Below are 22,165 nucleotides of genomic sequence, written 5' to 3'. Positions count from 1 at the left end.
TGGCACATCACAACACGTCATGAACAAGAGAAATTACCCCCGCAGGGGCAACACTAATAGACCACCGCGAAATCAAGGAAAGGCCAACCAGGAAAAGGCCCAAACCCCCAAACCCCCACCCCCACCACGCCACGCGCAAAAATCCCCGCCCGCCCCGCGCCGCTTATAATCGAGCATTCTTTGCATCCACCAGCCGATCGACACATGAGCGAGACCCCGAGCGACACCACCTCAACGCTTGCCAAAAGCTTCGAGCCCCACACCATCGAAGCCCACTGGGGCCCCGAATGGGAAAAGCGCGACTACGCCGCGCCCTCCTTCGACGAAAACCGCAAGGATTTCTCGATTCAACTGCCGCCGCCGAACGTCACCGGCACCCTGCACATGGGCCATGCGTTCAACCAGACCATCATGGACGGCCTCACCCGCTATCACCGCATGCTCGGCGAAAACACGCTGTGGGTGCCGGGCACGGACCACGCGGGGATCGCCACGCAGATCGTCGTCGAGCGTCAACTGGACGCCACGGGCGTGTCGCGCCACGACCTCGGCCGCGAGAAATTCGTCGAACGCGTGTGGGAATGGAAGCAGCAGTCCGGCTCGACCATCACGAATCAAGTGCGTCGCCTGGGCGCGTCGATCGACTGGTCGCGCGAATACTTCACGATGGACGACAAGATGTCGGCCGCCGTGCGCGACGTGTTCGTGCGCCTGTATGAACAGGGCCTGATCTATCGCGGCAAGCGTCTCGTCAACTGGGACCCGGTGCTGCTCACCGCCGTGTCCGATCTCGAAGTGGTCAGCGAGGAAGAAAACGGCCACCTGTGGCACATCCAGTACCCGCTCACCGACGGCTCGGGTCATCTGACGGTCGCCACCACGCGTCCGGAAACCATGCTCGGCGACACCGCCGTGATGGTGCATCCGGAAGACGAGCGCTACGCGCAGCTGATCGGCAGGACGGTCACGCTGCCGCTGTCGGGCCGCGAAGTGCCGATCATCGCCGACGACTACGTCGACCGCGAGTTCGGCACGGGCGTCGTAAAGGTCACGCCCGCGCACGACTTCAACGACTATCAGGTCGGCCTGCGCCACAAGCTGCCGATGATCGAAATCCTCACGCTCGACGCGAAGATCAACGACAACGCGCCGGAAAAATACCGCGGCCTCGATCGTTTCGACGCCCGCAAGCAGGTGGTCGCCGACCTCGAAGCGCTCGGCGCGCTCGAATCGGTCAAGCCGCACAAGCTGATGGTGCCGCGCGGCGACCGCACCGGCGTCGTGATCGAGCCGATGCTGACGGACCAGTGGTTCGTCGCAATGAGCAAGCCGGCGCCGGAAGGCACCTTCAATCCGGGCAAATCGATCGCCGAGACCGCGCTGGACGTGGTCCGCAGCGGCGAGATCAAGTTCGTGCCGGAAAACTGGACCACCACGTACTACCAGTGGCTCGAAAACATCCAGGACTGGTGCATCTCGCGCCAGCTCTGGTGGGGTCATCAGATTCCGGCCTGGTACGGCGAAAACGGCGAAATCTTCGTCGCGAAGACCGAGGAGGACGCGCGCGCCAAGGCCGCCGCAGCCGGCTACACGGGCGCCCTGAAGCGCGATGAAGACGTGCTCGACACGTGGTTCTCGTCCGCTCTGGTGCCGTTCTCGTCGCTCGGCTGGCCGAACGAAACGCCGGAACTGCAGCACTTCATGCCGTCGTCGGTGCTGGTCACCGGCTTCGACATCATCTTCTTCTGGGTCGCGCGCATGGTCATGATGACCACGCACTTCACCGGCAAGGTGCCGTTCGACACGGTCTACGTGCACGGTCTCGTGCGCGACGCCGAAGGCCAGAAGATGTCGAAGAGCAAGGGCAATACGCTCGACCCGATCGATATCGTCGACGGCATCGACCTCGACGCGCTGGTCGCCAAGCGCACCACCGGCCTGATGAATCCCAAGCAGGCCGCCTCGATCGAAAAGAAAACCCGCAAGGAATTCCCCGACGGCATTCCGGCGTTCGGCACCGACGCGCTGCGCTTCACGATGGCGTCGATGGCCACGCTCGGGCGCAACGTCAACTTCGACCTCGCGCGCTGCGAAGGCTATCGCAACTTCTGCAATAAGCTGTGGAATGCCACGCGCTTCGTGCTAATGAACTGCGAAGGCCACGATTGCGGCTTCGGCAAGCCGGAACAATGCGGCGAATGCGGCCCGGACGGCCACCTGAATTTCTCGTCGGCGGACCGCTGGATCGTGTCGCGCCTGCAACGTGTCGAAGCGGAAATTGCCAAGGGCTTTTCAGACTATCGTTTCGACAATGTGGCCAACGCCCTGTACAAGTTCGTGTGGGACGAATACTGTGACTGGTATCTCGAACTCGCGAAAGTGCAGATCCAGACGGGTCAGCCGAATCAGCAGCGCGCCACCCGCCGCACGCTGCTGCGCGTACTCGAGACGGTGCTGCGCCTCGCGCATCCGGTGATTCCTTTCATCACCGAAGCGCTGTGGCAGAAAGTGGCGCCGTTGGCCGGACGTTATCCCGAGGGTGCAGCCGAGGGCGAAGCGTCCATCATGGTGCAGCCTTACCCCATCGCAGAGCCGTCGAAGATCGACGAGGATGCCGAGCAATGGGCGGCCGACCTGAAAGCGGTGATCGATGCGTGCCGGAATCTGCGCGGCGAAATGAATCTGTCGCCGGCGGTCAAGGTGCCGTTGCTCGCCACCGGCAACGCGGAGCGCCTGCGCACCTTTGCTCCGTACGCCCAGGCATTGGCCCGTTTGTCGGAAGTGCAGATCATTGCCGACGAGGCCGCGCTCGACGCTCAGGCGGATGGCGCGCCAATTGCTATCGTTGGCAATGATAAGCTCGTGCTGAAGGTGGAGATCGACATCGCGGTCGAGCGCGAGCGTTTGTCGAAGGAGATTGTGCGGTTGAGCACGGAAGTCGGCAAATGCAATGCCAAATTGCAGAATGAAAGTTTCGTTGCGAAGGCACCGCCGGCAGTCGTTGAGCAGGAGCAGAAAAGACTGGCCGAATTCGAAGCCACCGTGGGCAAGCTGAAAGCCCAGCTGGCGCGCTTGCCGGTCTGATTAACGCTCCTCGCCCGCCGCTGAAGGCGGGCAAGGACTGATAGCTAACCAGAGGATGCAGGGTATTCACATGCTAAAAGTTACAAAAGCGGTCTTTCCGGTAGCAGGTCTTGGCACCCGGTTCCTGCCCGCCACGAAGGCGAGCCCGAAAGAAATGCTGCCGATCGTCGACAAGCCGCTGATTCAATACGCGGTTGAAGAGGCGATGGCGGCAGGCATCACCGAAATGATCTTCGTCACGGGCCGCAGCAAGCGCGCGATCGAAGATCACTTCGACAAGTCCTACGAAATCGAAGCCGAACTGGAAGCGCGCGGCAAGGACAAGCTGCTGGAACTGGTACGCAGCATCAAGCCGAGCCACGTCGACTGCTTCTACGTGCGGCAGGCGGAAGCGCTCGGCCTCGGCCACGCGGTGATGTGCGCGGAAAAGCTGGTGGGCGACAATCCGTTCGCCGTGATTCTCGCTGACGACCTGCTGTACGGCACGCCGCCCGTCATGACGCAGATGATCGAGGTGTTCGACCACTATCACAGCTCGGTGATCGGCGTCGAAGAAATCCCGCCGCAGGAAACCAAGTCGTACGGCATCGTCGACGGTAAGGAGTGGGAAGATTCGATCATCAAGATGTCGGGCATCGTCGAAAAGCCGGAGCCGAATGTGGCGCCGTCGAACCTCGGCGTGGTGGGCCGCTACGTGCTCAAGCCGCGTATCTTCGATCACCTTCGCTCGATCAAGCCGGGCGCGGGCGGTGAATTGCAGCTGACGGACGCGATCCAGTCGCTGCTCGCCGACGAACAGGTGCTCGCGTACAAGTATCACGGCACGCGTTTCGATTGCGGCAGCAAGCTCGGTTACCTGAAGGCGACGGTCGAGTTCGCGCTGCGTCACCCGGAAGTGGCCGCCGACTTCGCCGAATACCTGCGCACGCGTTCGCCGGTTCTGGAAGGTTGAGCGGCGCTTGCGCGCGCATCTTCCGGTTTCATCGAACTGAAATGAAAAAGGCGCTGTGTCCCGCATTGGCGGACACAGCGCCTTTTGTTTGACGCGTGCGTGTTCGAGCGCCGTGAAGCCGTGAACGCCGTGGCTTCCGTGGCCTAGCGGCGTTTCATCAGGAACGTGAACACCTTGTCATGCGCCGAGCTTTCGACGATTTCATTGCCGGTTTGCCTGGCAAACGCGGCGAAATCGCGCTGCGAGCCCGGATCGGTGGCCAGCACCTTGAGTATCTGGCCGCTTTCCATGTCGGCGAGCGCCTTCTTGGCGCGCAAAATGGGCAGCGGGCACATCAGCCCGCGCGCATCGACTTCCTTGTGAATCTGAATTTGCATCGACGATGACCTTCGGGACGAGGCGTCGTGAGCGACGCCGGACAGAGGGTCAAATTCTACAGCAGGCCGCGCGTCGCCGCCCGAGACGGCACCGGCGCGCCGATTGCAGCGCTATAGCGTCACCGCCTCGCCGCTTTCCAGCGACCGCCGCAACGCGACGCCGATGCGCGTCGCTTCCAGCGCGTCGGCCAGACTCGCTCCCGCCTGCGCATGGGCCGCCGCGCCGCCCTGCACCGCCGCGACGAACGCGCGCGCCTCGTGCAGAAACGCTTCTTCGAAGCGATCGAAGAAGTTCGGCGTGCACTCGTTGCGAATTCCCGTCGCGTCGTATATCTCGACGCGATTCGCGCGCGGATTGTGACCGATCGCAAGCGCGCCGGCCGTGCCGATCACCTCGCTGTGCGTGTCGTTGCCGTGCGCCTGGGTGCGCGACGCGTAGAACATCGCAAGCTTGCCGTCTTCGAACTCGCAGATCGCCACGCCGTTGTCGACGTCGCCGAATTCACGCAGGCCATCGTGGAGCGCGACCGCGCCCGCCGCGAACACGCGTTTCGCGCGCGGCTTGCCAAGCAGCCAGCGAGCGACGTCGATATCGTGCACGGTGCAGTCGAGGAAGATGCCGCCCGAGGTTGCCGCGAAGCGCACGAAGAAGCCATCGGTGTCGTTCCTGTCAGTGGTCTGCGAGCGCACGAGGAACGGCCGGCCAATCTGGCCCGCGGCGATTTTGTCGAACGCATCGCGGTAGCTCGGATCGAAACGGCGCATGAAGCCGATGGTCGCCTGCAGATGCGGATGCCGCGCGGCTTCGGCGAGCACGCGCTCGCACTCGGCGAGATCGAGCGACAAAGGCTTTTCGCAGAACACATGCTTGCCGGCGCGCAACGCGTCGATGATCTGCTGCGCGTGCAACGACGACGGCGTGACGAGCCACACCGCGTCCACGTCGGGATCGGCGAGCAGGTCCGCGTAATCGGCGTAAAGACGCGGCTCGGGCAGCGTCTCGCGCGCCCATGCCCGCTCGTCTTCCAGCGGACTGCACGCGGCGGCGAGCGTCGCGCCCGGCACACGATACGCGAGATTCTCCGCGTGCCGTTTGCCGAGCCGGCCCAACCCGACTACGCCGACACGAAGCCGCTGCGCGACCGGCCTCATCACGAGGCCTCGCCAAGTGTGACCGCACGGCCCTCGCGCCACGAGCGGGTCGCGGCGTCGGCGAGTTCGAGTGCTTTCAAACCGTCGGCGACGGTCGTGCGCACCGGCTTGCCGTGCGTGACCGCGTCGAAGAAATGCGCGATTTCGAGCGCGTAGGCCGCGCGATAACGTTCGAGGAAAAATGCCTCGGGCACGTCGGTCGACACTTCGGTCTTCGAATATGCGGTGACTTCGGTCGGCCGCACGTTGCCCGCCTGCAGCATGCCGGTACTGCCGAGCACTTCGAAACGCTGGTCGTAGCCATACGCGGCGCGGCGCGCGGTGTTGATCTGGCAGAGGCGCCCGCGCTTCGTACGGATCGTCACGGCGGTCGAATCGATGTCGCCCGCGTCGGCGATCGCCGGGTCGCTCAGACAACTGCCGGTCGCGTGCAGCGTGTCGGCTTCATCGTCGAGAATCCAGCGGAAGATGTCGAAGTCGTGGATCAGCATGTCCTTGAAGATGCCGCCCGAGTGCTTGATGTAGTCGACGGGCGGCGCGCCCGGATCGCGGCTCGTCACGACGAGCATTTCCGGCGTGCCGATCTCGCCCGCGTCGATGCGCGCTTTCAACGCGGAGAAGGTCGGATCGAAGCGGCGCTGAAAACCGATCATGCACACGATGCCCGCGCGCTCCACTGCGTCGGCGCACACCCGCGCGCGCTCCAGCGTCAGATCGACCGGCTTCTCGCAGAACACGTGCTTCTTCTGCGCGGCCGATTTGACGATCAGGTCCGCATGCGTATCTGTGCTCGAACAGATCACGGTTGCGCCCACGGCGGCGTCGCCCATCGCGCCGTCGATATCCGCGACCTGTGCGCCATGCTCGGCGGCGAGCGCCGCGGCGGCCTCGCGATTCACATCGACCACGTACTTGAGCCGCACGCCCGGATGCCGCGCGAGATTGGCCGCATGAATCTTGCCGATGCGCCCCGCGCCGAATATCGCCACATCGATTCTGTTTGCCGCGTCAGTCATCGTACCCTCCAGTGTCTTTGGATTCTTCAACATTCAATTCGAGCTTGTACGCGAGCGCGATGAACAACGCCTGGCACAGGCAGATCGTGCTGGTCAGCGAGCGGAACGCGAACGCGCTGCCCTCTTTCACATACAGTTGCGTAGTGGCGTAGCGCGACAGCGGCGACAGTTGGCTATCCGTAATAACCAGCGTCTTCGCCTGATGATGATGCGCGACGCGCAGGCAGTACTGCGTTTCCTTGCCATACGGCGCAAAGCTGATGGCGATCACCACGTCGCCCTTCTTCACGCTGCGAATCTGTTCGCGATACATGCCGCCGAAACCGGACACGAGATGCACGCGCTTGGGCGTGTGCTGCAACGCATAGACGATGTAGCTCGCCACCGGAAACGAGCGCCGCACGCCGACCACATAGATGTTGTCGGCCTGCTGGAGCATCTTCACCGCGGCGTCGAACTGCTTGTCGTCGAGTCCCGCTTCGAGCTCTTCGAGACCGCCGCGCGACGCCGCGATGAATTCTCGCGCCACCGCGCCGCCGGACAACGCGCCGGGCTTCTCGTCGATCAGCTTGCGAATGCGCTGCTGATAACTCGGCGAGGACGTGCCCTGCCCCGTGTAAGCCTGACGAAACACCGCCTGCAGATCGGAGAAGCCGGAAAAACCGAAGCGCTGCGCAAACCGCACCACCGCCGACGGATGCACGCCGCAGCTCGCGGCGATGTCGCTCGTGCGGTCCACCATCACGCTCGAGCGATTCTGTTCGATATAGGTCGCGACGTTCTTCAACTGCCGCGGCAACGCCTCGTAGTTTTCCGCGATGCGCTGCATCAATTCCTCGACGCTCGGCAATTCCTCGGTGCTCTCTTCCGCCATGACTCTCTCTCAAGTGCTTTATTGCAGTGCGGCAGCCATGTGCGAAGCCCGCCGCACGGCATTCCGACGCTGCCGATTATAGGCAGGCTCCCCACCAAATGGAACGTATTTTCCATTTTTATTTGTCATGAAATTTTCATTGCAACGCTTCGGAAGATGACCTACTCTTGGTCGTGAGCGATGGTGCTCGGTGGACCTGCGCCGGCCAGTATGCGGATGGAAAGCCGCCCGCCAGACGCTCCCTCAATAACGACAGACCGAGAAAGGTGGAGACAATGAGACTTTGCAAGGGCAAGGCTACGCTCAGGGTTCTGGTGACGGCGTTGACGTTGGCGACGGGATTCGGCGCGGCATCGGCCGCCCGCGCGGCTGACGCTCACTTCGTGCTGATCAGCCACGCGCCGGATTCGGACTCGTGGTGGAACACCATCAAGAACGCGATCAAACAGGCCGACGAGGATTTCAACGTCGAGACCGACTACCGCAATCCGCCGAACGGCGACATCGCCGATATGGCGCGTCTGGTCGAGCAGGCCGCCGCGCGCAATTACGACGGCGTGATCGTCACCATCGCCGATTTCGACGTGCTGAAAAGCTCGATCGGCAAAGTGACCGCGAAGAAGATTCCGCTCGTCACGATCAATTCCGGCACCGAAGAGCAGAGCGCGCAACTCGGCGCGATCATGCACGTGGGCCAACCCGAATACGTAGCCGGCAAAGCGGCCGGCGAAAAGGCCAAGGCCGCGGGCGTGAAGTCGTTCGTGTGCGTGAATCACCTGGCCACCAACACCGTGTCGTTCGACCGTTGCCGTGGTTTCGCCGATGCGATCGGCGTCGACTACAAGACCTCGACGATCGACTCCGGCCAGGACCCGACCGAGATTCAATCGAAAGTCAGTGCGTTCTTGCGCAACCATCCGAACACCGGCGCGATCCTGACGCTCGGACCGACCCCGGCGTCGGCCACCTTGAAAGCGGTGCAGCAGATGGGTCTGGCCGGCAAGATCTACTTCGCCACCTTCGACTTCTCCGATGACATCGCGAAGGCCATCCAGAACGGCACGATCCAGTTCGCGATCGACCAGCAGCCGTACCTGCAGGGCTATATCCCGGTCGCCGTGCTGGCGATCGTGAAGAAGGAGCACACCACCGACCCCGTGAAGATCCGCCAGATTCTCGAAGCGAATCCGAAGTTCAAGGCACGCCTTGCCACCTATGGCCTCGCGCCGTCGTATGGGCCAAAGAACATCCGTTCGGGTCCGGGCTTCATCACGAAGGAAAACCTCGACAAGGTCATCAAATACGCAGGGCAGTATCGCTGATTCTTTTCTTTAGCTAGTCACGCGCGAGGCGGGTCACGCTCGAAGTCGGAGCGGGCCGCCTGCCGCCCGCGCGCATTTCACCGGCTGTCGTCCTCTCAGTGCGTCCCCGCCTGGCCAGAGACGCAACCGGGCACCAAGGAGACATCATGGGTGTAGCCGGCAAACACTTCCCACCGCACGTCAAGACCACTCCCGGCGCGCCGCGCGAGAACGCCGCGCCGCCACTGCCGGATACGGATGAACGCGTGCGCAAGGAATCGAAGTTCGGTCACTTGCTCAATCGCCCGGAATTCGCCGCGATTTCCGGCGCAGTCCTGGTGTTTCTCGTGTTCGCGTTGAGCGCCGGCAACTCCGGCATGTTCAATCTCGACGGCGTCATGAACTGGTCGCAGGTGTCGGCGTATTTAGGCATCCTGTCGGTGGGCGCGTGCCTGCTGATGATCGCAGGCGAATTCGATCTGTCGATCGGCTCGATGATCGGCTTCGCCGGCATGATGGTCGCGATTCCCTCGGTCTATTTTCACTGGCCGATTTCGCTCGCGATCCTGTTCGCGTTCGTCGGTTCGATGCTGCTCGGCGCGCTGAACGGTTATCTGGTGATGCGCACACGCCTGCCGTCGTTCATCGTCACGCTCGCGTTCCTGTTCATCCTGCGCGGCCTCACGCTTGCGCTGTCGATCATGTTCGCCGACCGCACCATCGTCTCCGGCGTCGGCGATCTCGCGCAACAGGACTGGCTCGCGAACACGCTGTTTCACGGCGTCGCCTTTCACGGCCTGTTCCTGATGCTCGCGCATCACGGCATCGGCACCCTGCTCGACAACGGCCATGCGCTCGTGCCGGGTATTCCCAAAGTGATTCTGTGGTGGCTCGCGCTCGCCGCGATCTGCGCGTTTGTGCTCGCGAAAACGCGCGCCGGCAACTGGATTCTCGCGGTGGGCGGCGACGCGAACGCGGCGAAGAACGTCGGCGTGCCGGTGCGTCGCGTGAAGATTTCGCTGTTCGTGCTGACCGCGTTCTGCTCGTGCCTGTTCGCGGTGCTGCAAGTGTGCGACATCGGTTCGGCCGCGGCCGACCGTGGTTTGCAGAAGGAATTCGAAGCGATCATCGCCGCGGTGATCGGCGGCACGCTGCTGACGGGCGGCTACGGGTCGGTGATCGGCGCGTGTTTCGGCGCGCTGATCTTCGGCGTGGTGCAAATCGGCATTACGTACACCAACGTCAGTTCGGACTGGTTCCGCGTGTTCCTCGGCGTGATGCTGCTGATCGCCGTGCTGTTCAATCACTACGTGCGCCGCCGCGTCGCGCAGTCGTAACGAGGAGACGATCATGTCCGATACGAATACCGTGACCCCGCCGCCGAATGCCAACGAGGCGCCCGGCGACGACGTGATCCTCGCGCTGGAAAACGTCAGCAAGTACTTCGGCAAGGTGATCGCGTTAAGCGGCGTGACCTTGCGTCTGAAACGCGGCGAAGTGCACTGCCTGCTCGGCGACAACGGCGCGGGCAAGTCGACGCTGATCAAGACCCTGGCCGGCGTGCATCAGCCCTCCTCCGGCCAGTATCTGGTGGACGGCCAACCGGTGCTGTTCGAGTCGCCGAAAGACGCGCTCGATCTCGGCATCGCCACCGTCTATCAGGATCTCGCGCTAGTGCCGCTGCTCTCGGTGGCGCGCAACTTCTTCATGGGCCGCGAGCCGCAGAAGAAACTGTTCGGCTTCCTGAAGGTGATGGACCTCGACACTAGTGCCACGACCGCGCGCGACAAGCTTGCGGAAATGGGCATCAACGTACGCGACCCGCATCAGCCGATCGGCACGATGTCCGGCGGCGAGCGGCAATGCCTCGCGATTGCACGGGCGATTCACTTCGGCGCGCGCGTGCTGATTCTCGACGAGCCGACTGCCGCGCTCGGCGTGAAGCAGAGCTTCAACGTGCTGAAGCTGATTCACAAGGCGCGCGCCAAAGGCATCTCGGTGATCTTCATCACGCACAACGTGCACCACGCGTATCCGATCGGCGATTCGTTCACGCTGCTCAACCGCGGCAGGTCCCTCGGCACGTTCACCAAGGACACCATCAGCAAGGACCAGGTGCTCGACATGATGGCCGGCGGCGCCGAGATGCAGAAGATGATCGGCGAACTGGAAGGCGCGACGATCTGACCGATTCGCGCGTATCGACCGGCGCCTCGTTCGCCGGTGACACGCGCTCAGCTACTCAGGGATACTCATGGATCACTCCAGCACATCCAGCGGGACCACGCCCGCTTCGGCGGACAGCGGACGGTTCGCGCCGGGCCGCAGCCGCGACATCGTGTGCCTCGGCCGCCTCGCCGTCGATCTCTACGCACAGCAGGTCGGCGCGCGGCTCGAAGACGTGTCGAGCTTCGCGAAGTATCTCGGCGGGTCGTCGGCGAATATCGCGTTCGGCTGCGCGCGTCTCGGGCTTTCGGCGGCGATGCTCGCGCGCGTCGGCAACGATCACATGGGGCGCTTTCTCACCGAAACGCTCGTCAAGGAAGGTTGCGATGTCAGCCACGTGCGGATCGACAATGAACGCCTGACCGCGCTGGTACTGCTCGGCCTGAAAGACCGCGACACGTTCCCGCTGATTTTCTACCGCGAGAACTGCGCGGACATGGCCGTCGACGAAGCCGATTTCGACGAAGCGTTCATCGCGTCGTCGAAGGCGCTGCTGATTACCGGCACGCACTTCTCCACCGAACAGGTGAACCGCACGAGCCGCCGCGCGCTCGACTACGCGCGCCGCAATCAGGTGCGCACGGTGCTCGACATCGACTATCGGCCGGTGTTGTGGGGGCTTACCGGCAAGGCGGACGGCGAGACCCGATTCGTCGCGAGCGAAGGCGTCACCGCGCATTTGCAAAGCATGCTGCCGCTGTTCGATCTGGTGATCGGCACCGAGGAAGAGTTTCGCATCGCCGGCGGCAAAGCCGAACTGGCCGATGCGCTCGCGGCGGTGCGCGCCGTCACGCCCGCGACGCTGGTGTTAAAACGCGGGCCGCTGGGCTGCCAGATCATCGACGGCGCGGTGCCCGCTTCGCTCGACGCGACGCCGCTTCACGGCGGCGTGGAAGTCGAAGTGCTGAACGTGCTCGGCGCGGGTGACGCCTTCGCGTCCGGCTTTCTCTCCGGATGGCTGCGCGATGAACCGCTCGAAGCCTGCGCGCGCGCCGCGAATGCGAGCGGTGCGCTGGTCGTGTCGCGACATGGTTGCGCGCCGGCCATGCCGACGCCAGCCGAACTCGACTACTTCCTGCGCGAAGCGAAAGCCGATCCGCAACGGATGCGCCGCCCCGATCGCGACGCGACGCTCGCGCGTCTGCATCGCGTGTCGCCGGCTCGCAAGCCGTGGCGCGAAGTGCTCGGCTTCGCATTCGATCATCGCAACCAGTTCTTCGAACTCGCGCAGCAAACTGGCGCCGACGAAGCACGCATCGCGCGGTTGAAGGGGCTGTTCGTCGAAGCCGTCGCGCAGACCGAAAGCGCGTTGGGCTTGCAGGATCGCATCGGTGTACTGATCGACGACCGCTACGGTCAGGACGCGCTGAACGCCGCCACCGGCCGTGGCTGGTGGATCGGCCGCCCGGTCGAATTGCCGGGCTCGGTGCCGCTGGTGTTCGATCATGGCCGCTCGATCGGCACGTCGCTGATCGCGTGGCCGCAGGAACACGTCGTCAAATGCCTCGTGCAGTTCCATCCCGACGAGCCCATCGAACAGCGGCTCGAACAGGAGGCGCAACTGCGCGCGCTCTATGACGCGGCGCAGGCGAGCGGCCATGAACTGCTGCTCGAAGTGATTCCGCCGAAGCACGCGCAGCTGCCGCAGGCGCCGGACATCGTGTACCGCGCGCTGAAGCGGCTGTACAACATCGGCATCTATCCGGAGTGGTGGAAGCTCGAACCGATGGACGCCTCGCAATGGCAAGCCGTCGACGCGCTGATCGCCGAACGTGATCCGTATTGCCGGGGCGTGGTGCTGCTGGGGTTGTCGGCGGGCGTCGAGCAGTTGAACGAGGGCTTTCGCGCGGCCGCCCGATCGGCCACGTGCCGAGGCTTCACGGTGGGTCGCACGATCTTCCACGAGCCGAGCCATGCATGGCTCGCCTGCGAAATCGGCGACGACGAGTTGATCGCGCGCGTGCGCCATACCTTCGAAACGTTGATCGCGTCATGGCGTGCAGCACGTGACGCGAGCACGGGGGACAACAGCGGCAACGTACCGGCGGCGGGCGCATCGAATCACGTTCATCAGGAGCAGGCGGCATGAACCAGCGCGCAATGCACAATGAGCATCACGACACGGCGTCCGCGAGCGACGCCACGCCGGCGCGTCCGCTTTCAGGCGGCACCGTCCGTCTGACGACGGCCCAGGCGCTCGTGCGCTATCTCGCCGCGCAGCGCGTGACGACCGAGGACGGCAACGGCACCGAGCCGCTGTTCGGCGGCGTGTTCGCGATCTTCGGCCATGGCAATGTCGCGGGCATGGGCGAAGCGCTCTATCAGCATCGCGAGGAATTGCCCACGCTGCGCGCCCACAACGAACAGGCGATGGCGCACAGCGCGATCGCGTATGCGAAGGCGCATTTCCGCCGCCGCATGATGGCGGTCACCACGTCGATCGGACCGGGCGCAACCAATCTGCTGACGGCGGCGGCGCTCGCGCACGTGAACCGTCTGCCGGTGCTGTTGCTGCCGGGCGATATCTTCGTCTCGCGCGCGCCCGACCCTGTGTTGCAGCAGGTCGAGGATTTCAACGACGGCGGCGTGTCCGCGAACGATGCGTTCAAACCGGTATCGCGTTACTTCGACCGCATCGTGCACCCCGCGCAATTGCTGAGCGCGCTGCCGCGTGCGCTGCGCGTGCTGACCGACGCGGCGTTGTGCGGCCCCGTCACGCTCGCGTTGCCGCAAGACGTGCAGGCGCAGGCGTGGGATTTCCCGGCGGATTTCTTTGCGCCGCGCGTCGTGCGTTTTCATGCACCCGCGCCGCGCGTCGACGAGCTCGACGCCGCTTGCGCGCGCTTGCGGCACGCGAAACGTCCGTTGATCGTGGCGGGCGGCGGTGTGCTCTATAGCCGTGCGGCCGATGCATTGCACCGCTTCGCGACCACGCACGGCATCCCGGTCGCGGAGACGCAGGCTGGCAAGAGCTCGCTCGCATGGAACGATCCGCTGAACGCGGGCGCGTTGGGCGTGACCGGCTCGCCGGCCGCGAACGCACTCGCGCATGACGCGGACTGCGTGCTCGCGATCGGCACCCGCTTGCAGGACTTCACCACCGGCTCGAACACGCTGTTCACGCAGGCCGACGTGATCGCCATCAATGCAAACGCGTTCGACGGCCTCAAGCATCGCGCGCTGGTCGTCGAAGCGGACGCGCGGCTCGCGCTGGACGCCCTCGCCGAGGCGCTGCCAGGCTGGCATGCGGAGCGCACGTGGACCGCGCGCGCACACAAGCTCGCGTCCGGCTGGCGCGATACGGTCGGCACGCTCACGCATGCGCCGCAACGCGACACCGTGCTGCCCTACGAGGGCGATGTGATCGGCGCGGTGCAGCGTTCGAGTGCCCACTCCGCGACGCACGACATCGTGGTGTGCGCGGCCGGCACCCTGCCCGCCGAATTGCATAAACTGTGGCGCGCCGGCAAGCCGGGCGCGTACCACGTCGAGTATGGCTATTCGTGCATGGGCTACGAGATCGCCGGCGGCCTCGGCGTGAAACTCGCGCGGCCCGAGCGCGACGTGATCGTCATACTCGGCGACGGCAGCTATCTGATGATGAACAGCGAGATCGCGACCTCGGTGATGCTCGGCGCGAAACTGATTATCGTGGTGCTCGACAATCGCGGCTTCGGCTGCATCAACCGCTTGCAACAGGCATGCGGCGGCGCGCCGTTCAACAATCTGCTCGAGAACTGCGTGCAAGGACCGCTCGGCGCACCGCACATCGACTTCGCCGCGCATGCGCGCTCGCTCGGCGCGCAAGCCGAACATGCCTCTAATATCGCCGAACTCGAAGCCGCGCTGCAACGCGCGCGCGACGCGGATCGCACCTACGTGATCAGCATCGACACCGACCCGGCCCGCACTACCGACGACGGCGGCTGGTGGTGGGAAGTCGCCGTCCCCGAGGTCTCGTCACGCGATGCCGTGCGGGACGCACGCGCGCAATACGACGCACAGCTCGCCGCGCGCGCCGACCCGGCCGCCTCCGACGAACCCGCCGACCACGAATGAGGACATTCGCATGACTGCTTTCGAGGTACGCATCGGCATCAACCCGTTGTCGTGGATGAACGACGATCTGCCGTCGCTCGGCGGCGAGACGCCGCTCGACGTTGCGCTGACAGAAGGCCGCCAGATCGGCTATCAGGGCTTCGAACTCGGCAACAAGTTTCCGCGCGAGCCGCAGGCGTTGAAAACACTGCTCGCGCAGTACGATCTCGCGCTGGTCTCCGGCTGGTATTCGGGACGCCTCGCTCGACGCAGGGTCGAAGAAGAAATCGCCGCGGTCGGCCCACATCTCGAGCTGCTCGCGCAAAACGGTGCGACAGTGATGGTGTATGGTGAAGTGGCCGATTCGATTCAGGGCGCGCCGCAGCCGCTCTATCAACGGCCGCGTTTTTTCAGCGACGCGCAGTGGGCCGCGTACGCGGCACGCGTCGACGAATTCGCGCGCTATACGTTAAGCCGCGGCGTGCGGCTCGCGTACCATCATCACATGGGCGCGTATGTCGAGACGGCCGCCGACGTCGATCAACTGATGGCCCGCACCGGCGAGGCCGTCGGCCTGCTGTTCGACGCCGGACATATCACGTTTGCCGGCGGCGATCCGCTTGCGGTGCTCGACAAACACATCGCACGGGTATGCCACGTGCACTGCAAGGACGTGCGCCCTGCCGTGATGAAGCTCGCGCGCAATCGCAACTGGAGTTTTCTCGACGCGGTGATTGCCGGCGCGTTCACGGTGCCAGGCGACGGTGCGGTGAATTTCGCGGCGATCATCGAGCGCCTGAAGCGGCACGGTTATCGCGGCTGGCTGGTGGTCGAGGCGGAGCAGGACCCGGTGGTGGCGCCGTCGTTCGATTACGCGCAAAAGGGCTACCTGACCTTGCGTGCGTTGGTCGATGCGCCGCTCGACACCGCGAACACAACGACGAAGGAGGCAGCATGAGCTTATTGGTGAAAGCACAAAGCGAAGGCCAGACGATCGTGCGAGTGACGCCGCAGTCCGCATGCTGGCGCTACGTGGGCTTCGCCGCGTATCGGCTGGAGACGAACGAAGTCGTGCACGTGCTCGAAGCGTCGCGCGAAGTGTGCATCGTCGTGCTCACCGGTGCGGTGGATATCGAAACCGCCGACGCCACGTGGAGCTCGCTCGGCTCACGCGACAGCGTGTTCGAAGACGCCGCGCCGTATGCGGTCTATCTGCCGCCCAACGTGCGGGCGACGGTGCGCGCGTGCCGCGCTGCGGAGATCGGCGTGGCGAGTGCGCCTGCCAAGGGCGAGTTTCCGGCACGCCTGATCGAACCGGCCACCATGAAGCGCTCCACGCGCGGCAAAGGCCTGAATACGCGCTACGTATGCGATATTCTTCCGCAAACCGAGCCCGCCGAATCGCTGCTCGTGGTGGAAGTCAGAACGCCGGGCGGCCACGCGTCGAGCTATCCGCCGCATAAGCACGACACCGACAACATCCCGCAAGAGAGCTCGCTCGAAGAGACTTACTATCACCGGCTCGACCCACCGCAAGGATTCGCGTTCCAGCGCGTGTACACCGACATGCGCGACATCGATGAGTCGATGGCGGTGGAGAATCACGATGTCGTGATGGTACCGCGCGGCTACCATCCGGTCGTCGTGCCGTATGGCTACGATTCGTACTATCTGAACGTGATGGCCGGCGCACAACGGGTCTGGCATTTCCGCAACGACCCGGCGCACGAGTGGATCATTACTAAGGATGCTTGATCGTTTCGCCCGCCTTGCGCGGGCGAAACATGCCGCCTACTTTCGCACCGCCAGATCGACACTCAAGCCGCCGTCGGCACCCATGCGCACCGTGCCCTTCGCCACGTCGCGGCGGTAGCCGTACAGGTCGAACTTCATGACGCCGGAGTTCGAACTGTCCTCGATGTAGGTGCGCGTATTCGTGACCAGTGAATTGAACATCTTCACGTCGCCGGACTTCAACCGACGCCCAACCACTCCTGTATCACGTCGGCGCGCTTCAGAAACGACGTCATCTCACCGTCGAACACGATCTCGCCATGCCCCATCACGGCGACACGGCCAGCAATCTCCCGCGCGATCACGAGGCGTTGTTCGATCAGCAGCATCGCGACGCCACGCTCGCGCAGCATCCGCAGACAGTCCGCGACCTGCTCCATCACGAGACTCGCGAGACCTTCGCCGGGCTCGTCGATCACCAGCAAGTCGGGATCGCCGAGCAGCGCCCGCGCGAGCGTGAGCATCTGCTGCTCGCCACCCGATAGCGCACCGGCCCGCGTGCGTCTGCGTTCGGCGAGAACGGGAAACAGCGCGTAAGCGTCGTCGAAAGTGAAGCGCGGCGTGCGGCCGCGAGCGCGTGGCGCGACGCCGAGTTGCAGATTCTCGTGGACGCTCAGCGCCGGAAACACGTCCCGATGCTCCGGCACATAGCCCAGCCCGAGGCGCGCTCGCTCGAAAGTGCGCAGACCGTCGAGCGGGCGGCCCGCGAAGCGCAGTTCGCCCTCGCTGCGCACGAGGCCCATGATCGCGCGTGCCAGCGTCGAGCGGCCGGAGCCGTTGCGCCCGACCAGCGCGAGCACTTCGCCTTGCTCGATGCGCAGCGTGACACCATGCAAGGCCTGGCTTGCGTCATACCACGCGTTCAGTGCGCGAATGTCGAGCAGTGTGCTCATGCGTCTCCTCGCGTGTCGCGACGGTTGACGGGTCTTTCGGCGGTCTTTTCGCCGGACGCTGTGCCGGACGCTGTGCCGGACGCTGTGCCGGACGCTGTGCCGGACTCTTTGCCGGACTCTTTGCCGATCTGTCCGCGCAACTGTTCGGCGGTCTGTTCTCCGGTCCGTCCGCGAGCCTGTTCGCCGGCCCTCCCGCCGGATCCTTCACCCAGATACGCCGCGCGCACCGCCGCATCCGCGCGAATCGCCGCCGGCGTGCCGCTCGCGATGATCCGCCCTTGCACCAGCACGGAAATCCGGTCGGCGAGCGCGAAGACCGCGTCCATGTCGTGCTCGACCATCAGCAGCGTGCGGCCTGCGGTCGCCTCGCGAATCAGTTCGATGGCGCGCACTGCTTCCGCGCGGTTCATGCCGGCGGTCGGCTCGTCGAGCAGCAACGTATGCGCGCCGCCCGCGAGCGCGATGCCGAGATCGAGCGCGCGCTGTTCGGCGTAGCTGAGCGTGCCGGCCTGCATGTCGCGGCGCGCGCTCAGGCCGACCGCGTCAAGCACCTGAGCGGCGTGGGCATCGACCGTACGCGCGCCGCTCAAACGCTGCCACCAGCGCATGCGGCCGCGCTCGGCCAGCATCGCCGCGCAGCGCAGGTTGTCGAACACGGTGAGGCGCGCGAACACGCTGGTGCTCTGGAAGCTGCGCGCGAGCCCGCGACGCGCGATCGCGGCCGGCGCGAGACGCGTGATCTCCGCGCCGAACAGATCGATGCGCCCCGCGTTCGGCCGCACGCCGCCGGCGATCAGATTGAAGAGCGTCGACTTGCCCGCGCCGTTAGGGCCGATCAGCGCATGGCGCTCGCCGGGTTCGATCGCGAGGTCGACGCCGCGCAGAATCTGCGTGGACCCGAAACGCTTTTTGATGCCGTAGAGGGCGAGTGCGGGAATCATCGCGGATCTCCGGGCGGTGACGTCGGGCCTGGGTGAACGGCGAGACTTGCTGGCGTGGGAGATTGAATCATCGCGGACCTCTAACCGTCTGCGCCGAGCCCAACTGAGCAGCGAGTCGCGCGCGAGCGCGACTCGCATATCGCGAGGCAAGCGCGCCCGACACGGCAAGCATGAAGACGATGACGCCGAGCCAAAGCGGCGACACGGCCAGCGGCCACGGCGCGCCAGCATCGCCGAAAGCGGCACCGTCATCGACGCCAAATTGCACCGCGTAGGCCCACTGCACTACGAGCACGACAGCCGCACCCCACAACAACGCGCCAGCCGTGCCCCACAGATAAACCGGGCGGCATCGACGCCAGCCATGCACCGCGAGCCGCGTCGCATGCCGTTCGACGAAACCCGCCAGACCATCCGGCGACGCCACCACGACGACGACAAAGAAAAGCCCGAGATAGAACAACCACGCACGCGTCACGCTCGCCACCACGACGCTGAAAAACGTCAGCACGAGCGCACCCGCGACCGGCCCGAAAAATGCCGCCGTACCGCCGATCACCGTGGCGATCAGCACCGCCCCCGAGCGCATCATGCCGACGCTTTCCGTCGATACCAGTTCGATATTGATCAGCCCCAGCGTGCCCGCGATACCCGCGAAAAACGCCGCCGCCACCACTACGCCGTAGCGAACGCGCCGCGGATAGCAGCCGATCGCCGCGGCCCGCGCCGGGTTGTCGCGCACCGCGTTCGCCAGCCGCATGAACGGCGTGCGCGACAACGCGAACATCGCCGCACTCGCCAGCAGGCACCACAGCGCGATCAGCGCATAGGCTTCGCGCGCCGGACCGAAACGCCACGCGCCCAGCGGTGTTCCGCTCGCACGATCGATCGCCACGCCCGCCTCGCCGCCGAACCAGTCGGGCAGCGCCCACGCGGCCGCCACCACGAGTTCGCCGAGGCCGAGCGTGATCATCGCGAACGCGGTGCCTGAGCGCCGCGTCGCGATGAAGCCGAACACCACGCCGCACAGCGCGCCGCCGAGCCCGCCGATCAACGGCAGCAGCGCGAGCGGCGCGCCGATCCGGTTGAACACCTGCGCGGCGGCAAGCGCGCCGAGCCCGGCATACGCCGCATGCCCGAACGACAGCAGCCCGGTTTCGCCAAGCAGCAGGTTGTATGAGAGTGCGAAGACGATCATCGACGCGCTCTGCGCCAGATAGGCGAGCAGCCAGCTTTGCGGCCAGACGAACGGCGGCACCGCGAGGAACGCGACGAGCGCCAGCCACGGCGCGACAGTGCGCCAAAGCCCGCGAACGGGTGGCGCGGGCACTGCCGGAGGAACCGGCGTGCGGGACGGTTCCGCTACCCTGCCGCGCTTACGCATGATCGCCGTGCCGTCCGAACAGCCCGCGCGGACGCAGTACCAGCATCGCGACGAGCAGCAAGTACGGGATCAGCGGCGCGAGTTGCGCGAGCGTCAGCGCGTCCCATTCGGCCGGCGCCGATGCCCCGATGATCGACAGCACCTCGCCCAGCGACACAGTGCTCGCGACCGCCAGCGTCTGCACACAGCCGACCAGCAGCGACGCCACGAGCGCGCCGCTCAACGAGCCGAGCCCGCCGATCACGACCACCACGAAGACGATCGAACCGAGCGACTCCGCCATCGCCGGTTCGATCACGAAGAGTGGCGCGCCGATCACGCCGGCCAGCGCGGCGAGCGCTGTGCCGGCGGCGAACACGCCGGTGAACACGCGCGGGACGTTGTGGCCGAGCGCTTCGACGGCGCTCGCGTGAGTGAGCGCCGCGCGCACGATCAGCCCCGCCTTCGACACGCGCAATACCGCGTACAGCACCGCCAGCATCGCCAGCGAGACCGCCATCATGAACGCGCGGTAACGCGCGAACGCCGCGCCGTAGACGGTGAACAGCGGGCCGTCGAGCATGGGCGGCACCGTCGCGGAAAGCGGGTTGAGGCCCCAGCCGAGTTTGACCAGTTCGCCGAGCAGATACGCGGCGCCGAACGTCAACAGCAGTTCGGGCAGATGGCCATGCACGCGCACGCGCCGCAACAGCCAGCGCTCCAGCGCCGCGCCGACGAGGCCGACCACGAGCGGCGCGACCACGAGCGCGCTCCAGAACCCGGCGCGCGCCGCCACCGAGAAACCGACGTACGCACCGAGCATGTAGAAGCTCGCATGCGCGAAGTTCAGCACGCCGAGCATGCTGAAAATCAGCGTCAGCCCGGCCGACAGCATGAACAGCAACAGGCCGTAGCTGACGCCGTTGAGCAGATTGATGACGAACGACTGCACGCGGCTATTCCGTCTGGTCCACCCGCACGGCGGCGCAAAGCGGTTCGAGCGCCGCGCGCAACTCGGCGGGCAGCTTCACGGGACGCCGCGTGACGCGGTCCACGTAGACGTGCACGAAGTGCCCCTGCGCGGCGGGCTGCGCGGCGCCTTCCTTGAAAAGCCCCACTTCGTAGCGCACGCTCGATGTGCCCAGACGCGTCACCCGCAAGCCCGCCTCGACGCGATCGGGAAACACCAGCGGCGCGAAGTAGCTGCAATGCGTTTCGACCACGAGTCCGATCGTCGCACCATGTTCGAAGTCGAGCACGCCCGCGCGGATCAGATACTCGTTCACCACGGTGTCGAAGTAGCTGTAGTAGACGACGTTGTTCACGTGGCCGTAGACGTCGTTGTCCATCCAGCGGGTGGTGATCGGCAGGAAATGCGGATACGCGGTGCGGACGGCGGGAGCAGGTTTGTTCATTGGACGTGTGGCGTGGCCGTTATGCGGTTGGGTAATTGCGCCGATGCGGCTCGGGCGGCTCGGGCGACTCGGGCGGTATGCGGCGGCGGCCGTCGGCGAAGGCTTCGTGGATGACGGCATCATCCGCGTAGCCGGTTGCCTGCGGCTTCGCTGCTTGGTCCGCGTCGGCCTGGATGGCGCGCTCATCGCGTTGCTTATCGCGTTGCCTACTGCCCCGGCTTCTCGACGAACTCGAACGGCAAGCCGCGCCGCCGCATCCATTCGCCGAGCGCCTGACCGGTGCCCGCGCGCCACGGCCGCAATTTCGCCGGCTCGACCAGCCGGTACTCGAGCAACTCGGGCGACAGCGCAACGGTTCCATGCGCCTTCACGTGATACGCGATGATCAGTTCGTTCTTGCGGATGAACTCATAGACGCCGATCAGCTCGACCGTCTCCGCATGCAGCGAGGTCTCTTCGAACACCTCGCGGGCGATGCCCTGTTCCGGCGTCTCGCCATTTTCGAGGAAGCCGGTGATCAGCGCGAACATGCCCTCGGCCCACGCGGCATTGCGCGCGAGCAGAATCTTGCCTTCGTATTCGACGATTGCCGCCACCACCGGCAGCGGATTGTTCCAGTGGACGTAGCCGCACGCGGCATCGGGACAGCTTTGACGGATACGGCCGCCTTCATGCGCGGGATCGGCGCGCTCGGCCAGCGGGGTGGCGCAGCGAGGACAAAATCGGTATTCGGTCATGG

General features: G+C 65.1%; 18 protein-coding genes and 2 pseudogenes. 9 read left to right on the top strand and 11 right to left on the bottom strand.

All coding sequences use genetic code 11. The annotated features are described in order from the left end of the window. Positions 1-204 precede the first annotated feature (204 nt). Positions 205-3,084: a valine--tRNA ligase gene (locus PQQ53_RS18095; RefSeq protein WP_408325134.1), complete on the top strand. Its 2,880-nt coding sequence runs from the start codon at positions 205-207 to the stop codon at positions 3,082-3,084. 70 nt (positions 3,085-3,154) lie between these two features. After that, positions 3,155-4,036, top strand: a complete 882-nt coding sequence (galU, locus tag PQQ53_RS18090; RefSeq protein ID WP_408146331.1) for a UTP--glucose-1-phosphate uridylyltransferase GalU — start codon at positions 3,155-3,157, stop codon at positions 4,034-4,036. 143 nt (positions 4,037-4,179) lie between these two features. Here the strand turns inward: galU and PQQ53_RS18085 are convergent, their stop codons facing one another. The 4 genes from PQQ53_RS18085 to PQQ53_RS18070 form a co-directional block, all read right to left on the bottom strand. After that, entirely contained in the window at positions 4,180-4,407 is a 228-nt protein-coding gene (locus PQQ53_RS18085; RefSeq protein ID WP_041759012.1) for a sulfurtransferase TusA family protein, read from the bottom strand. Between the two features lie 117 nt (positions 4,408-4,524). After that, a complete protein-coding gene (locus PQQ53_RS18080; protein WP_408325166.1) occupies positions 4,525-5,565 on the bottom strand; it encodes a Gfo/Idh/MocA family oxidoreductase in 1,041 nt (346 codons plus the stop codon). Continuing rightward, complete coding sequence (iolG, locus tag PQQ53_RS18075) at positions 5,565-6,581, bottom strand: inositol 2-dehydrogenase (RefSeq protein WP_408325133.1); 1,017 nt, start codon at positions 6,579-6,581, stop codon at positions 5,565-5,567. Before iolG ends, PQQ53_RS18080 begins: the two co-directional genes overlap by 1 nt. Further along, on the bottom strand, positions 6,574-7,455 hold the full coding sequence (locus PQQ53_RS18070; RefSeq protein WP_408146327.1) for a MurR/RpiR family transcriptional regulator: 882 nt from the start codon (positions 7,453-7,455) through the stop codon (positions 6,574-6,576). The genes iolG and PQQ53_RS18070 overlap by 8 nt, the downstream gene beginning before the upstream one ends. A 275-nt stretch (positions 7,456-7,730) precedes the next feature. Between PQQ53_RS18070 and PQQ53_RS18065 the strand changes: the two genes are divergently transcribed. The 7 genes from PQQ53_RS18065 (at position 7,731) to iolB (ending at position 16,775) form a co-directional block, all read left to right on the top strand. After that, positions 7,731-8,777 carry a sugar ABC transporter substrate-binding protein gene (locus tag PQQ53_RS18065; RefSeq protein WP_408146325.1) on the top strand — a complete coding sequence of 349 codons (1,047 nt, stop codon included), beginning with the start codon at positions 7,731-7,733 and terminating at the stop codon, positions 8,775-8,777. Positions 8,778-8,923: 146 nt separating this feature from the next. Continuing rightward, positions 8,924-10,093, top strand: coding sequence for an ABC transporter permease (locus PQQ53_RS18060; protein WP_408325131.1), 1,170 nt, complete (start codon positions 8,924-8,926; stop codon positions 10,091-10,093). Positions 10,094-10,106: 13 nt separating this feature from the next. Then, positions 10,107-10,943 (top strand): ATP-binding cassette domain-containing protein, encoded by an 837-nt coding sequence (locus tag PQQ53_RS18055; RefSeq protein WP_408146321.1) that lies wholly within the window; start codon positions 10,107-10,109, stop codon positions 10,941-10,943. Positions 10,944-11,010: 67 nt separating this feature from the next. Next, on the top strand, positions 11,011-13,071 hold the full coding sequence (locus tag PQQ53_RS18050) for a bifunctional 5-dehydro-2-deoxygluconokinase/5-dehydro-2-deoxyphosphogluconate aldolase (protein ID WP_408325129.1): 2,061 nt from the start codon (positions 11,011-11,013) through the stop codon (positions 13,069-13,071). Beyond that, positions 13,068-15,041, top strand: a complete 1,974-nt coding sequence (gene iolD, locus PQQ53_RS18045; RefSeq protein WP_408153821.1) for a 3D-(3,5/4)-trihydroxycyclohexane-1,2-dione acylhydrolase (decyclizing) — start codon at positions 13,068-13,070, stop codon at positions 15,039-15,041. Before PQQ53_RS18050 ends, iolD begins: the two co-directional genes overlap by 4 nt. Positions 15,042-15,051: 10 nt before the next feature. Further along, a complete protein-coding gene (gene iolE / locus PQQ53_RS18040) occupies positions 15,052-15,978 on the top strand; it encodes a myo-inosose-2 dehydratase (protein WP_408325127.1) in 927 nt (308 codons plus the stop codon). Then, complete coding sequence (iolB, locus tag PQQ53_RS18035) at positions 15,975-16,775, top strand: 5-deoxy-glucuronate isomerase (RefSeq protein WP_408325126.1); 801 nt, start codon at positions 15,975-15,977, stop codon at positions 16,773-16,775. Before iolE ends, iolB begins: the two co-directional genes overlap by 4 nt. A 36-nt stretch (positions 16,776-16,811) precedes the next feature. Here iolB and PQQ53_RS18030 read toward each other — a convergent pair. The 7 genes and pseudogenes from PQQ53_RS18030 to PQQ53_RS18000 all read right to left on the bottom strand — a co-directional run. After that, a pseudogene (locus PQQ53_RS18030) lies at positions 16,812-16,997 on the bottom strand (hypothetical protein); the annotation flags it as partial. Beyond that, entirely contained in the window at positions 16,994-17,707 is a 714-nt protein-coding gene (locus PQQ53_RS18025; protein ID WP_408146310.1) for an ABC transporter ATP-binding protein, read from the bottom strand. The pseudogene PQQ53_RS18030 and the gene PQQ53_RS18025, both read right to left, overlap by 4 nt. Positions 17,708-17,901: 194 nt before the next feature. Continuing rightward, positions 17,902-18,648, bottom strand: a pseudogene (locus PQQ53_RS18020) (ABC transporter ATP-binding protein); the annotation flags it as partial. 67 nt (positions 18,649-18,715) lie between these two features. Then, positions 18,716-20,032 carry a branched-chain amino acid ABC transporter permease gene (locus tag PQQ53_RS18015; RefSeq protein ID WP_408325124.1) on the bottom strand — a complete coding sequence of 439 codons (1,317 nt, stop codon included), beginning with the start codon at positions 20,030-20,032 and terminating at the stop codon, positions 18,716-18,718. Then, the gene (locus tag PQQ53_RS18010; RefSeq protein ID WP_408146306.1) at positions 20,025-20,963 is read right to left on the bottom strand and encodes a branched-chain amino acid ABC transporter permease; all 939 of its coding nucleotides are present in this window, start codon (positions 20,961-20,963) and stop codon (positions 20,025-20,027) included. The genes PQQ53_RS18015 and PQQ53_RS18010 overlap by 8 nt, the downstream gene beginning before the upstream one ends. A 4-nt stretch (positions 20,964-20,967) precedes the next feature. Further along, a complete protein-coding gene (locus tag PQQ53_RS18005; protein ID WP_408325122.1) occupies positions 20,968-21,426 on the bottom strand; it encodes an acyl-CoA thioesterase in 459 nt (152 codons plus the stop codon). Between the two features lie 206 nt (positions 21,427-21,632). Next, positions 21,633-22,163 (bottom strand): NUDIX domain-containing protein, encoded by a 531-nt coding sequence (locus PQQ53_RS18000; protein WP_408146302.1) that lies wholly within the window; start codon positions 22,161-22,163, stop codon positions 21,633-21,635. Positions 22,164-22,165 lie beyond the last annotated feature (2 nt).

Source organism: Paraburkholderia strydomiana, assembly GCF_046030495.1.
Lineage (GTDB): Bacteria > Pseudomonadota > Gammaproteobacteria > Burkholderiales > Burkholderiaceae > Paraburkholderia > Paraburkholderia strydomiana_A.
The sequence above is the reverse complement of the archived record's forward strand: the minus strand, read 5'-3'. Positions and strand labels throughout refer to the sequence as shown.

Excerpts from the sequence above, each read along its gene's own strand:
- PQQ53_RS18095 (WP_408325134.1), top strand. The coding sequence starts at position 205 with ATGAGCGAGACCCCGAGCGACACCACCTCAACGCTTGCCAAAAGCTTC.
- PQQ53_RS18005 (WP_408325122.1), bottom strand. The coding sequence starts at position 21,426 with ATGAACAAACCTGCTCCCGCCGTCCGCACCGCGTATCCGCATTTCCTG.
- PQQ53_RS18070 (WP_408146327.1), bottom strand. The coding sequence starts at position 7,455 with ATGGCGGAAGAGAGCACCGAGGAATTGCCGAGCGTCGAGGAATTGATG.
- PQQ53_RS18080 (WP_408325166.1), bottom strand. The coding sequence starts at position 5,565 with ATGAGGCCGGTCGCGCAGCGGCTTCGTGTCGGCGTAGTCGGGTTGGGC.
- iolD (WP_408153821.1), top strand. The coding sequence starts at position 13,068 with ATGAACCAGCGCGCAATGCACAATGAGCATCACGACACGGCGTCCGCG.
- PQQ53_RS18015 (WP_408325124.1), bottom strand. The coding sequence starts at position 20,032 with ATGCGTAAGCGCGGCAGGGTAGCGGAACCGTCCCGCACGCCGGTTCCT.
- PQQ53_RS18055 (WP_408146321.1), top strand. The coding sequence starts at position 10,107 with ATGTCCGATACGAATACCGTGACCCCGCCGCCGAATGCCAACGAGGCG.
- galU (WP_408146331.1), top strand. The coding sequence starts at position 3,155 with ATGCTAAAAGTTACAAAAGCGGTCTTTCCGGTAGCAGGTCTTGGCACC.
- iolB (WP_408325126.1), top strand. The coding sequence starts at position 15,975 with ATGAGCTTATTGGTGAAAGCACAAAGCGAAGGCCAGACGATCGTGCGA.
- PQQ53_RS18000 (WP_408146302.1), bottom strand. The coding sequence starts at position 22,163 with ATGACCGAATACCGATTTTGTCCTCGCTGCGCCACCCCGCTGGCCGAG.
- iolE (WP_408325127.1), top strand. The coding sequence starts at position 15,052 with ATGACTGCTTTCGAGGTACGCATCGGCATCAACCCGTTGTCGTGGATG.
- PQQ53_RS18065 (WP_408146325.1), top strand. The coding sequence starts at position 7,731 with ATGAGACTTTGCAAGGGCAAGGCTACGCTCAGGGTTCTGGTGACGGCG.
- PQQ53_RS18025 (WP_408146310.1), bottom strand. The coding sequence starts at position 17,707 with ATGAGCACACTGCTCGACATTCGCGCACTGAACGCGTGGTATGACGCA.
- iolG (WP_408325133.1), bottom strand. The coding sequence starts at position 6,581 with ATGACTGACGCGGCAAACAGAATCGATGTGGCGATATTCGGCGCGGGG.
- PQQ53_RS18060 (WP_408325131.1), top strand. The coding sequence starts at position 8,924 with ATGGGTGTAGCCGGCAAACACTTCCCACCGCACGTCAAGACCACTCCC.
- PQQ53_RS18050 (WP_408325129.1), top strand. The coding sequence starts at position 11,011 with ATGGATCACTCCAGCACATCCAGCGGGACCACGCCCGCTTCGGCGGAC.